At 36.5% G+C, this 12,403-nt stretch carries 14 protein-coding genes; 11 read left to right on the top strand and 3 right to left on the bottom strand.

Annotation, left to right across the window (positions count from 1 at the left end):
• The first annotated feature begins 24 nt into the window (after positions 1-24).
• Genes GMD78_RS07260 through GMD78_RS07245 form a run of 4 tightly spaced genes read left to right on the top strand, consistent with a single transcriptional unit; the run spans position 25 to position 3,423 of the window.
• Complete coding sequence (locus GMD78_RS07260) at positions 25-765, top strand: hypothetical protein (RefSeq protein ID WP_155668164.1); 741 nt, start codon at positions 25-27, stop codon at positions 763-765.
• 38 nt (positions 766-803) lie between these two features.
• Positions 804-2,051 (top strand): polysaccharide deacetylase family protein, encoded by a 1,248-nt coding sequence (locus GMD78_RS07255; RefSeq protein WP_155668163.1) that lies wholly within the window; start codon positions 804-806, stop codon positions 2,049-2,051.
• A 35-nt stretch (positions 2,052-2,086) separates the two neighbouring features.
• Positions 2,087-2,983, top strand: coding sequence for a peptidoglycan DD-metalloendopeptidase family protein (locus tag GMD78_RS21840; RefSeq protein WP_155668162.1), 897 nt, complete (start codon positions 2,087-2,089; stop codon positions 2,981-2,983).
• A gap of 29 nt (positions 2,984-3,012) precedes the next feature.
• Positions 3,013-3,423 carry a bactofilin family protein gene (locus tag GMD78_RS07245; RefSeq protein WP_155668161.1) on the top strand — a complete coding sequence of 137 codons (411 nt, stop codon included), beginning with the start codon at positions 3,013-3,015 and terminating at the stop codon, positions 3,421-3,423.
• Between the two features lie 117 nt (positions 3,424-3,540).
• Here GMD78_RS07245 and GMD78_RS07240 read toward each other — a convergent pair whose 3' ends face one another.
• On the bottom strand, positions 3,541-4,095 hold the full coding sequence (locus GMD78_RS07240) for a hypothetical protein (protein ID WP_155668160.1): 555 nt from the start codon (positions 4,093-4,095) through the stop codon (positions 3,541-3,543).
• A gap of 181 nt (positions 4,096-4,276) precedes the next feature.
• Between GMD78_RS07240 and GMD78_RS07235 the strand changes: the two genes are divergently transcribed.
• The 6 genes from GMD78_RS07235 to GMD78_RS07210 all read left to right on the top strand — a co-directional run bounded on the left by GMD78_RS07235 (position 4,277) and on the right by GMD78_RS07210 (position 8,552).
• Positions 4,277-4,831, top strand: coding sequence for a GNAT family N-acetyltransferase (locus tag GMD78_RS07235; protein WP_155668159.1), 555 nt, complete (start codon positions 4,277-4,279; stop codon positions 4,829-4,831).
• A gap of 1 nt (position 4,832) precedes the next feature.
• On the top strand, positions 4,833-5,216 hold the full coding sequence (locus GMD78_RS07230; protein ID WP_155668158.1) for a nucleoside 2-deoxyribosyltransferase: 384 nt from the start codon (positions 4,833-4,835) through the stop codon (positions 5,214-5,216).
• A gap of 19 nt (positions 5,217-5,235) precedes the next feature.
• Positions 5,236-5,814 (top strand): histidine phosphatase family protein, encoded by a 579-nt coding sequence (locus tag GMD78_RS07225; RefSeq protein WP_155668157.1) that lies wholly within the window; start codon positions 5,236-5,238, stop codon positions 5,812-5,814.
• Positions 5,815-5,823: 9 nt separating this feature from the next.
• Entirely contained in the window at positions 5,824-6,813 is a 990-nt protein-coding gene (locus GMD78_RS07220) for a phosphotransferase (RefSeq protein WP_155668156.1), read from the top strand.
• A 277-nt stretch (positions 6,814-7,090) separates the two neighbouring features.
• Positions 7,091-7,912 carry a formate/nitrite transporter family protein gene (locus tag GMD78_RS07215; protein WP_155668155.1) on the top strand — a complete coding sequence of 274 codons (822 nt, stop codon included), beginning with the start codon at positions 7,091-7,093 and terminating at the stop codon, positions 7,910-7,912.
• Positions 7,913-8,087: 175 nt separating this feature from the next.
• Entirely contained in the window at positions 8,088-8,552 is a 465-nt protein-coding gene (locus GMD78_RS07210; RefSeq protein ID WP_155668154.1) for a DinB family protein, read from the top strand.
• A 128-nt stretch (positions 8,553-8,680) separates the two neighbouring features.
• Here GMD78_RS07210 and GMD78_RS07205 read toward each other — a convergent pair whose 3' ends face one another.
• Positions 8,681-10,396, bottom strand: a complete 1,716-nt coding sequence (locus tag GMD78_RS07205; protein ID WP_155668153.1) for an ABC transporter ATP-binding protein — start codon at positions 10,394-10,396, stop codon at positions 8,681-8,683.
• Positions 10,397-10,582: 186 nt separating this feature from the next.
• Here GMD78_RS07205 and GMD78_RS07200 point away from each other — a divergent pair, with 186 nt between their 5' ends.
• Positions 10,583-10,948 (top strand): DoxX family protein, encoded by a 366-nt coding sequence (locus tag GMD78_RS07200; RefSeq protein WP_155668152.1) that lies wholly within the window; start codon positions 10,583-10,585, stop codon positions 10,946-10,948.
• A gap of 233 nt (positions 10,949-11,181) precedes the next feature.
• Here GMD78_RS07200 and GMD78_RS07195 read toward each other — a convergent pair whose 3' ends face one another.
• A complete protein-coding gene (locus GMD78_RS07195) occupies positions 11,182-12,396 on the bottom strand; it encodes a S1C family serine protease (RefSeq protein WP_343042188.1) in 1,215 nt (404 codons plus the stop codon).
• Between the last annotated feature and the right edge of the window lie 7 nt (positions 12,397-12,403).

Below are 12,403 nucleotides of genomic sequence, written 5' to 3'. Positions count from 1 at the left end.
AAACGGTTTATAGGAGATGATAATATGGCAAAGGATATAGAAAAAAAGGGGATCGGTTGGTTTAAAAACTCTCGCAGCCAAGCTGCCGTAGAGCAAGAGGATATGATTGAACAAACGATTACCGCTTATGCTGAAAAAGAGGAACAAAATAGTAAGGTAGAAGAGCAAGAAGATGAACAAACACCTAGTAAAGACGTATTTTCAAAAGAAAACCAGGATAAGGTTTCATTGGATTTAATCGTTTCTTTAGAAAACATGCTCAAGGATCGTCAGTTAACCCAGTATAAAAACAACGATCTTGAAGATCAATTACATACAGCAAATGAAACCATTAATCGATTAAAGCAGGAACATCTGAAAAAAGATCAACTCATACAAGAAAAAAATCATGAGATCAATGCTTTAGAAACGAATCTTACTAATAAGCAAATGAGCTATGATCAGCTTCTTGAAGATTATAATGAGTATCAAAACACTTCCAATAACGAATACGAAAAAATCTCTGACCAGCTTGAAACAGAAACTAGTAAATACAATAAACTACATGAAGAGTCTAAAAACGCACAATATCAAAGCATGTTAAAGATTAATGAACTAGAAGAACGCATTCGTGAGTTAGAAATTGAAAATCAAAAATATGCAGATCAACATCAACAAATTTTGGATGAAAAAGCACAATTAATGCAAACCATTAATGACTTCACAGAGAGAATGTCTATTTCATTTTCACCAAAAGCATCTGCATCCAATTCTTCTGAATCATAAAATGTAACTGCTTACTACTGGAGAGAAAGGGGGCAAACATGTCAGTTTATCAGAGGAAATTAATTGAACTACTAGCAATTATTGAAAAAGATGAAGGTTCGTTTTTACATATTAGATTTACAATCGAGCAAGATTCGATCGAAGCCTATTGGAAGGTAGATGATTTTACTGTATCTAGTATAAAGGATATGACGAATTTTTCCGGACTAGCGAAATATCGGATATCCTTTCATCCCAACACCAACGTTTCTGATCAACAGGTACATACCAGCATACTGACAAGAACACAACGTAATCAAAGTGAACGGACCCCATTTTCTTGTTCAGAAGATTACATAGAGCAACTGCAAGAAATGAAATCGATTCAAGCCATAACTGATTTGGACAAGCTAAACTTCCTTTCTATGAATCTACCAACCTCTCATGATCAAGAAGATGAAGCCGTACCAGAAGAAAAAAAACGACCAAAAAAGATGAATAATCAAATGACTTGGATGGCCATTGCAGCCGTTTGTTTGATATCAGCTATCCTATTCGGTTATTCCAGTCATGCTTATTTAGATAAAACGGTCATTGAAGAAGCAACACCTATAAAACACACCACATTGGTAAAAGAAATAAATGAACCAGAAGAGAAGTCACATTTTGTCAAAGAATCTGTTATGATAGAAGATAGATCAAGTGACAATCAGACAAATCTTCCTTATGTTGAACTAGAAGACGAGATCACCTATAAGCTTCCAGAAGGGACTGTGGCACTCACGTTTGACGATGGACCATCCAAGTATTCCATAGAGATATTAACGATTTTAAAGGAATATAACGTTGGTGGTACATTTTTCTTTATTGGTCATAATGTTGAAAAACACCCTGATTATGTTCAACAAATCTACTCAGATGGATATTCGATCGGTACTCATTCCATGAATCATGTGAATGTTGCAACGTTGTCGTACGAAAAGCAAGAAAATGAACTAATAGAATCTAGTCAACGAATTGAATCAATCATCGGTGAAGCGATAACTTTATTTCGGCCGCCATATGGTGCAACCAATGTACATACAGAGAATCTAATCCATGATCATCATCATAAGATGGTTCTATGGAATAATGATCCCAAAGATTGGGAATCTCAACAACCAGATAAAATAGTAGAAAGCATTCGCAGTACCGACGTATCAGGTGATATCATCCTTTTGCATGAATCTCCAGCGGTAATACAAGCATTGCCTAAGATTATCGAATATTTACAAGAATTAGATTTAGAAATTGTTAACTTGCTCTAATCAACCTTTTCATGGAGAGAGGAGTACTATAGAAGGTGAGGAGGAAGAAACAAAGATTTAGTGTGCTAACCTTTACCATCCTATCAAATGATGCAAAAAAGGCTGTCACACAGTTTCGATTACCAAAGCTTGGTATATTTTTTATGTTTTTCTTAGCTGTTATTCCTATTATTCTATTAGTGTACTTTATGACACTTAGTTCACAACAGCAACAGGAAAATCATAGACTGGCTACGGAGCTACGTCATCAAACTAGTAAATCAGAGGATTTACTAGCACAGGTTGAACATATTGAAGAAAAAACAAGCGAAGTAGAACAAAAAATGGAAGAACTGAACCAATTGGAAACACAAATGCTAGATTACATAACGGAATTACCAGTAAGTGTTGAACCAAGTGGAGGACTTCATATTCCAGTACCGGAAATGGATATAGATGAAGGGGAAGGTTTTTCATTTTCTCAGTCATCTGACTTAATTGAACGGTATAAAGAAACCATTAAAGAAGTCGAAGAAGTAAATGAAGCATTAAGATATATTCCAACGGCTTGGCCGACCGTTCCTGATACGATTACTTCTGATTTTGGTGTCCGTAGTGATCCATTTCATTTGAATGATGCCATACATAGTGGGATTGATGTACGTGGAAGCATAGGAACACCGGTATATGCGGCAGCAGATGGTACGGTTACAAAGGCAGAATACTATGGGGGATACGGGAATACCATTATGATCCGTCACTCCGATACGTATCAAACCATATACGCGCACCTATCAGAAATAAACGTTGATCAAGGAGAAACGGTCAAAAAAGGGGAAACCATTGGATCTATCGGAAGCACAGGGCGCAGTACTGGACCCCATCTGCATTATGAGATTATTAAGGATAATGAACCTGTTGATCCAAAAACATATATCAATATTTATGAATAGCTAGCTAATTTTAGAAAGGAATTTTTTTTATGTTAAAGGGAAAGAAGGATGAAACTGTTATTGATACGATAATTGGGACGGAAACCGTCATTGAGGGGAAAATAAGTCTTCCTACAAGCCTACGAATTGACGGTAAGATTTATGGTGAAGTTGAATGTAGTGGTGATGTATTCATTGGAAAAGATGGTTACGCTGAACCTTCGATTAAAGCAAAGAATATCGTTATTTCCGGTGAAGTAAACGGCGACGTGGTTACTTCTGAAAAAATACATATACAGCCAAGTGGCAAGCTATCAGGTAGCGCCATTTCAAAAGGTATAATTATTGAAGATGGTGGCGTATTTAACGGTAACAGTACGATTGAAGAAAGTGATGCCACATCTTCGAAGAAAAAGAAAAAGCAAGCAAAAGAACCGAAGCAAGAGGTTGCTAACGGATAAGAGAATGAAACCCCCTAGACATGGAGCTAGGGGGTTTTCACGTTCTTTTCATTGTCACTAACTTATGAGTTTTCAAGTATCTTCCAATTTACTGGCAGCGTATTACACGAAATTGTTTTATGATGTTTCGTTATTAAATAATAGCTGCTCATTCAAACACTCAACCTCTGATTCAGCTTGCTCCCAATTCCTGTTTAATTCATCCACTTTACAGGACGAGATAGATGTTGAAAAATCCATGATTTTTTCTTTCGTTTGCTGTTCTAAAGGTTTTTCAATGTGGGTGTTATCTTGAATAGATGTAATCTCTTTTTGTAAAGTTTGAAGTAGTTCGTGTATTTTTTCAGGTATTGCTTCAACCTCTGAATTGTTTATATTAGTTATTCCGTCTTCTATATTATTAAAAATAGATGAAAGCTCTTCTCGAAACTGTTGTTCCTCCCAGTCAACTGTTTCAATTGGCCGTGTCCCTAAAAAAAGTAATATTTCTTTTAATGGATCTTCAACCTCTATATCATATAGGTGCATGTTTACCTTATCTAATTTCTCTTTTTCATTGGCATACTTAAATTTCTCAGCAATGTACAACACTGAGATTAGTATAATAATTAAAGTCAAAAACCAAAAATACATTACTCTTAATCTATTGTTTTTAAATGGTTTCGTTGACACGAAATATAGTCCCCCTTTCTTTTAAGGTATTAATTTTTGTCACTGGCTCTATTTGAAGTATTTCATTTATTTTTTACTTATTGAACCTTTAATGCTTGTCTTCTTAATTTTCTTACTCTTTTCACTTAAATGTATGATATCATATTATCTAACTAATTTGATATCATTCTGGAGGGGTTCCATGTTTGTTTACCACGTTGATGAGGAAGTTTCTTTACGATCACTGGTTGATCAAGATGCTGTTGCCTTATTTCATATTATCGATAAATCTCGTTACTATTTACGTGAGTGGTTGCCATGGGTTGATGAAAATAAAACGGTTGCTAATTCAAGGGAATTTATACGCCATTCGCAGCAATTATACGAGCAACGCTTAGGTCTGAATGCTGGGATTTTTTATAAAGGCATGCTTGCAGGTATTGTAGGATTCAATAGCTTTGATTGGAGAAATCGAATTGGTTTTGTTGGCTATTGGTTAGATATGGAATTCCAAGGGCATGGGATTATGACACGAGCAGTTAGTGCTATAACCGATTATGGATTCGAGCAACTTCAACTAAATCGGATGGATATTCGTGCAGCCTATGAAAATAAAAAAAGCAGAGCTATACCAGAGAGATTAGGATATCAAATAGAAGGACAGATACGCCAAGCAGAATGGCTATATGATCATTTTGTCGACCATGTTGTCTACGGAATGCTAGCAAATGATTGGTATACTGGAAGGAATTTTTAGAATGAAAATTTATATAGCGTCAGGATTACAAAACAAGGAGCAAGTCCGCTATGTACGCCAAAAACTAATGGAAGTGGGTTTTTCGCATACATATGATTGGACGAAAAATGAACGTGCGACCGATGAAGAAGGTCTACGTAAGATCGGAGAGCAAGAAAAACAAGCCGTCATCGAAAGTGATTTTCTCATTCTTCTACTTCCTGGAGGAAAGGGAACGCACACCGAATTCGGTATGGCTCTCGCATTAGGAAAGCCTGTATATCTTTTCTCACCAACCACCATGAACCTGTCTGAGATGACTACATTTTATTACGTTGATGGTGTAGAAAGGTTTGTTGGAGAGATTGATGATTTTATTACTAAAATAATTACAACCAATAAATAGTAATAGGGGGAGAACGTGTATGACATTAATCTGTTTAGTAAGACACGGGGAGACAGACTGGAATGCAGAAGGAAGAGTGCAAGGAAAGACAGATATTCCGCTGAATCAAAAAGGCAGGGAACAAGCAGAGCTTTGCGGTGAATCGTTAAATCCAAATGATTATGATGTACTGGTTACCAGTCCATTACAACGAGCAAAGCTTACCGCAGAAATAATGAACAACTATCTAGAGTTACCAATGATTGAGATGGAAGACTTTGCTGAACGTTCATTTGGTGATGGAGAGGGCCTAACGTTTGAAGAAAGAACACGCTTATTTCCAGATGGTAACTATCCGAACAAAGAGGACCGGCATTCTTTTAACCAACGGGTTATGGGAGCAGTGAACAGGGTATCAAGCATGTATCCAGGCAAACGTGTATTAGTCGTAGCTCATGGTGCGGTTATCAACCAGATCCTACATACACTGTCTAACGGAGAAATTGGCTCTGGTAAAACCAAGCTCCTAAATACATGTATTAGTAATATTCATTACCAAGAGGAAAAGTGGATCATTAAAAATTATAATCAAATCGATCATCTTACTAAAAAAGTGTAGGGATATTCCATGACAAATCAATTACTAGAAAAGGCTATTTTAGATGATCTTTTATTAGCCTGCAATAAACTGTTTAACTTTCAACTAATAGATATTGAACCCATTCATAGAGGTTGGCTAAATTTAAAATGGAAAGTAATAACTGATGAAGGTGTTTTCTTATTAAAGCAGTATAATCGGAATCGATTAAAAAAATATTCTATAGAGGAGCTTTCCAAAGTTTTTTCCTATCAAAATCAGTTGCATGCCGAAGGGGTTCGTTGCCCCAAAATACAATCCTTTCAGGAGCAGTTATTTCTAGAATCTGATCAGGGTGAACGATTTATTTTGATGGAATTTTGTGATGGATCTTTAGTTAAACCTGGTAAATTAACCGAACAGCAAATGTATGATTTCGGAAAAGAAACAGCACTCATGCATAAGCTATTAAATGATGGCAGGTTAGTACGAAAAACGCACCCTGAGTTCCAAGCACCAACTATAAACAACCGTTTAGCGTATTGGGAATCTGTTTGTAAGGATGCCGATTCAATAGGAAATCTGGAGCTTCAATCTTTAGCTGAAAAACAATATAACGCAACCAGATCTCTTCCGCTTCATGAGCTTCATTTACATGATACAGGTTGGGCTCATCGTGATTTATGGGTAGATAATGTTTTATTTGATAGAAATGATGTTTCTGCGATCTTAGATTTTGACCGAATGAAATACGATTACCCTCAGCTTGATGTTGGGAGAGCTGTCCTATCAGGAGCTTTAGATGGAAATGACTTGAATACATCTGTTGCCATTTCATTCATAGAGGGATATCGATATTATCAACCAATTCCGTCTATGTACTTAACAAATGCCTTAAGGTTATTATGGTATATGGAAAGTACGTGGTGGATTGATCCAAGACTAGAGTATAAAACTGGGCCACCAAAGCGCTTTAAAGAAGAAATGGTTTGGCTAGCTGATCACTTGCCATACTTGCACGAGATCCTGGAACATCATTAAGTTTATAATTTTAGTTGAAGAGCAACCATAAAAAGGTGCTCTTTTTATTTTCACTCCATTTCCCGGGAAATATCGACATTTCCTTCGTGGATTTTGTCGAATCTATGGGTTATCTAACAAGGGTGCTTTTCTTCATTATCATGGTGATAATAGGGGGCATACACAATGTTGACATAATTATCTTTTATTTTTTTTGATTAAGTGATGGTCATCATAGGTTAGGATCCTTCCTTCACGTAAACTAATGGAAACGTTTAATTGAAGGAGTTGATCTTTTTTGGACTATGTAAAGCCACATGAGGTAGTTGAGTCTATTGCGATTGCCGGTAGAAAAAAGGCTAAACTACCAGTTAGTCACATCTTACTTAAAGGAGCATTATCTGGTGCCTTTCTTGGGTATGCAACAACACTTGCTTTTACTGCTTCTACACAAACAGGATTAGATATTATTGGAGCACTTATATTTCCTACAGGATTTGTTCTCATTCTCTTACTTAACCTGGAATTAGTAACTGGTTCTTTTGCCATGCTACCAATTGCAAGGTTACGAGGTAAAACTACTACTCCTCTCATCCTTCGAAACTTTTCCTGGGCATTTATAGGAAATTTAATTGGAAGTATTTTTTATGGTGTATTGTTTTCGATTTACATTACGAAATTTGGGCATGTAGAGGAATCATTAATGATTGATAAAATTATAGCTGTGGCTGAAAGCAAAACGATTGAGTATAAAGGATATGGGTCAGACGGAATGATCGTATTATTTATCAAGGCATTGCTTTGTAATTGGATGGTTACCCTAGGTGCTGTAATGGCCTTTACTTCCCAATCTACTATAGGGAAAATTGCTGCCATGTGGATTCCTGTTTTTATCTTTTTTGCACAAGGATTTGAGCATGCTGTCGTAAATATGTTTGTTATACCAACTGCAATGATGATCGGGGCAGATATTAGCTTTGGAGACTGGTGGCTATGGAATCAAATACCTGTCACTGTTGGAAATTTCTTAAGTGGTTTTATATTAACTGGTTTCGTTTTACACATTGTAACAAAACAAAAGCGTCCTATTTCATTAGGAAATACGAAAAAAAGTGCGTAAATCTTGTTGATCAGCAGATGTCCCAAGATCCCGCACTGATGTGCCTACTACCATTATTTACTTTACCAAGCGCTGATTTTTTAATATATTCAAAAAAATCCTCCGTTTAGCATTGATTATAAGGAACATTTGTTCTATTATGGATATGAGAAGTATTATGTGAGGAGGAATAAACTTGTATACCTTTTTTCTTTATAATTGGCAAGTAAGGGATCAGTGGTTTGAATGGTGTCAGCAGCTGGATCAATCGGAGCTACTCAAGCAACGAGTAGGTGGAATTGGTAGTATCTTACATACGTTACTTCATATTGTTGATGTGGAGCACAGCTGGATCCAGGCGATTCAAGGAAAAGATGACATATTGCATGACTTTAATGACTTTACCACCTTAGAAGATGTTGTGTCACTTTCACATAAGTATCGAGAAGATATCAAGGAATTTTTCAACAATCACCCATTCGAACAAGATCATTCAGTTAAAGCAGCTTGGATTGATGATACATTTACTAAAGAAGAAGTTCTACAACATGTTATTGCCCATGAAATACATCATATCGGTCAGCTTTCTATTTGGGCGAGAGAATTAGGTTTAAATCCGGTATCGGCAAATTTAATTGGTCGGGGATTGTTTTCATCTTAGTAGATTTTGCGTATGCCAAGCCTTTAAGGACAGATACTTAAATTATCATGTATCTATTTAAAATAGCTTTCTTATCTATTAAAAAATAAAGGCTGTGTTACTAAAGTAGCAACACAGCCTGTTCATCCTTACCGCATCTGTACACCATGTAAATGTGCAAATAATCCATCACGTTTCAATAGATCATCATGGGTTCCTTCTTCTTCAATTCCATTCTTGGTAACTACCATGATGCGATCCGCATTTTTAATTGTTGCCAGTCTATGTGCAATTACGATAGTCGTCCGATCCTTTGCAAGTTCGGTTAATGCTTGTTGGATAATTGTTTCCGTCTCGGTATCTAATGCTGATGTAGCTTCATCAAGAATTAAGATCGGTGGATTTTTTAAAAACATACGAGCAATTGCAATACGCTGTTTTTGCCCTCCAGACAACTTCAATCCGCGTTCACCAACTTGGGTGTCATATCCATCTGGTAATTCATTGATAAACTCTTCTAGATGGGCACGACGAGCCGCTTCTCGGATCTCTCTTTCTGATGCATTTAGGTTCCCATATGCAATATTCTCCCGGAGTGTTCCTGTAAATAGAAAAACATCCTGTTGCACAATACCGATATGCTCTCGCAACGACTTCTTCGTCATGTCACGTATATCCATTCCATCAATCGTTATCTCGCCACTGTCTACATCATAAAACCTTGGAATTAGTGCGGATATTGTAGTCTTTCCAGCACCTGATGGTCCAACTAAAGCAACAGTTTCTCCAGCATTGATATTAAAACTCATTGCCTTTAGAATAGGTCCTTGTGTTTTTTCATAGCCAAACGTAACTTTATGGAAGGATATAAAGCCTTTTAACCCTTTTACATGCTTGGCATTTTTTCGGTCTACCACATCTGGAGAGACATCCAAAATCTCTGTAAAGCGTTTAAATCCTGCCATTCCCTTCGGATACAACTCTAACAATGCACTGATCTTTTGAATTGGACTTGTTAATACATTGGTAAACAATACAAATAGCACGAGTTCACCCATGGATAACTGACCATCAAATACTAACCACGAACCAACGACCAGTACAATAAGCACCATTAATCTCATCATCATATAAATATTGGAATGGACAAATGCCATTACTCGGTAGGCTGCAATCTTTGCTTTACGGAAATTATAATTATCTTTTGTAAAACGTTTCATTTCATAATCTTCATTGGTGAATGACTGCACTACCCGTACACCTGAAACAGCATCTTCCACCCGTGCATTTACTTCAGCAATTTCTTCATACATCGACTTCCATGCTTTGTTCATCTTAATATTACTGTAGGCAATTAACCATATTAAGATCGGTACAATAATTAGCAATGTCACTGCCAAATGAAAATTAATATTAAACATAAAGAAAAACGCGCCAACGAATGTCATGATGGCAATAAAAAAGTCCTCTGGCCCATGGTGAGCTAATTCACCAATATCAAATAAGTCATTAGTAATACGACTCATGACATGACCTGTTTTCGTATTATCAAAAAAGCGAAAGGATTGTTTTTGTACATGATTAAATAAATCTTGTCGCATATCTGTTTCTATATTCACACCAAGCTTATGTCCCCAGTACGTAACAATATATTGTAAAAAGGTACTGAGTAAATAAACAAATAGTAGTAATACACTTACGGAAATGATTAGATTCCAATCACCCGCTGGAAGTAAATCATCCACAAACCGTTGAACAGCGATTGGAAAAACTAGCTCTAGGATTGCAACAAAAACGGCACACGTAAAATCGATGATAAATAGCCGCTTATGTGGTTTGTAATAGGAGAAAAAACGTTTTAACATGTCCTGCACTTCCTTTATGTAACAAATCAATTATTATATATACACCCTTATATACTATACATCTTTGCAAACTATAAAGAAAATTATAAGTTTCTTTACATGGCTTGGCAAGATTGTCCTATTTAAAGCATAAGATTTATAGAACTCATTCTTACTTTATAGGGGGCGATTTTTATTCCATTTTCGATGAACATGTCTAGGTGGATTTGTTATGCGGTTGGTTATGTATTTATTACTTCAGGGGTAATGAAGTTGCTTATTCCAGACTTTAAAGCAACATTCTATGACTTGGGATTACCCTTTCCAGAAACAACCTTATTTTTCGTTGCCATTGTAGAAATTGCATGTGGAACACTTCTGATTGGTGGCATGTATGTTAAGCAAGCGGCTATTACTTTAACGGTTATTATATGTGGTGCGCTCTTTTTAACTAAACTACCAATCCTAATCAACCAAGGGATTCTAGCCTTTGCTTTTAATGCTCGGTTGGATATTGTAATGTTAATCTTATTGCTTGTCATATGGAAAAATATTCGTGGAAAGACATTTTGAGCTGTGCATAGCTAACGGTAAAAAAATTCTTTTTTCATTCCTTATCCACAATATTATCCACATATGCACAAATGTTCGTATTTATTTTGTGTCCGAACAAATATACGCCACAAAATATAGTTTTTAATTCTTTTTTATTCACATATTGTGAATAACTTTCTAAAATTGTGGATAAATCTACCTCCAAATGCACCAAAAAGGCTATCTCCATCCACAGAGATAGCCTTTTGCTATTATCGTTGAACTCCTAATTTCAGTGTTGTTTCTTGTTTTTCTCCATCACGATAATACGTAATTTTCACTTCATCGCCAACTTCTTTTTCTTGATAAAGGATTTTTCTTAAGTCAATCATATTTAAAACCGCAACATCATCTAAATGGGTGATCACATCTAATCGTTCTAAACCTGCTTGATCAGCTGGTGATACAGGATCAATACTCCAAACATAAACCCCACCCTCTACTTCACTGGGTAGATTCAATGTCTCTTTCCACTCGGCTTGTGGTACTTCGTCTAAGGAATAAATTTCTACACCGATAAACGGACGAGTGACACTTCCATCTTTTTCAAGCTCATCAATAATTGGTCGGGCAACATCAATTGGAATGGAAAAACCAATCCCTTCTACTGCTTCTTGATTAATTTTCATGGAATTAATTCCAATTAGTTGTCCTTCCATATTAATTAATGCGCCACCACTATTGCCTGGATTTATGGCTGCATCTGTTTGAATGACTTCAGCTTGCCAATCAGCTCGCCCATCGTAATCAAAGTCCTGGGGAATCGTTCGCTGGGTTCCACTGATAATCCCTTGTGTCACAGAACCAGCAAACATATGACCTAGTGGATTTCCAATTGCAATTGCTGGTTCTCCAACTTTAATAGTAGCTGACGTACCCATTTCGATTGTCTGGTCGATTGCTGACCCATCCATACGTAAAACAGCTAAGTCAGAAAACAAATCTCCGCCAAGCAGCTCCGCTTCCACATGGGTATCATCATATAATACAATTTCAAGCTCGTCTGCACCTTCTACCACATGGTAATTAGAAACAATGTATGCATGCTCCCCATCATGTTTATATATGACTCCAGACCCCGTCCCAGCTTCTGTCGCTTCTGTTCCTTCTTGTTGTTGCCATAAACTATTTTGTCTTTGAATGTTTGTTACTCCTACTACGGTTGGAGCAACTTGCTGAACAATATCCGTTATTTGTGTCGTAATGTCCACAGACATATAACTAGGATTACTCTCCCCATTATTACTACTATTATCTGCAACTTGGTTCCCTTGCTGGTTGGATACAAGATTAGAATCTAATACAGCAGGAAGTGCGACAGATACTAGCAAAATCCCAATCACTACACCTAATAATAATGGTACTAACCAACGATTTCCTTTATTACGGTGTGGATTAGGAGGGTAGTGATTATTATAATAGCCTATCTCAACC

Source organism: Ornithinibacillus caprae (genome assembly GCF_009728145.1).
GTDB classification, from domain to species: domain Bacteria; phylum Bacillota; class Bacilli; order Bacillales; family Amphibacillaceae; genus Ornithinibacillus; species Ornithinibacillus caprae.
This window is presented reverse-complemented; position numbering and strand designations above follow the sequence as displayed.

Coding starts and splice junctions, on each gene's coding strand:
- GMD78_RS07245 (WP_155668161.1), top strand. CDS start 3,013: ATGTTAAAGGGAAAGAAGGATGAAACTGTTATTGATACGATAATTGGG.
- GMD78_RS07260 (WP_155668164.1), top strand. CDS start 25: ATGGCAAAGGATATAGAAAAAAAGGGGATCGGTTGGTTTAAAAACTCT.
- GMD78_RS07225 (WP_155668157.1), top strand. CDS start 5,236: ATGACATTAATCTGTTTAGTAAGACACGGGGAGACAGACTGGAATGCA.
- GMD78_RS07255 (WP_155668163.1), top strand. CDS start 804: ATGTCAGTTTATCAGAGGAAATTAATTGAACTACTAGCAATTATTGAA.
- GMD78_RS07230 (WP_155668158.1), top strand. CDS start 4,833: ATGAAAATTTATATAGCGTCAGGATTACAAAACAAGGAGCAAGTCCGC.
- GMD78_RS07220 (WP_155668156.1), top strand. CDS start 5,824: ATGACAAATCAATTACTAGAAAAGGCTATTTTAGATGATCTTTTATTA.
- GMD78_RS07235 (WP_155668159.1), top strand. CDS start 4,277: ATGTTTGTTTACCACGTTGATGAGGAAGTTTCTTTACGATCACTGGTT.
- GMD78_RS07200 (WP_155668152.1), top strand. CDS start 10,583: ATGAACATGTCTAGGTGGATTTGTTATGCGGTTGGTTATGTATTTATT.
- GMD78_RS07205 (WP_155668153.1), bottom strand. CDS start 10,396: ATGTTAAAACGTTTTTTCTCCTATTACAAACCACATAAGCGGCTATTT.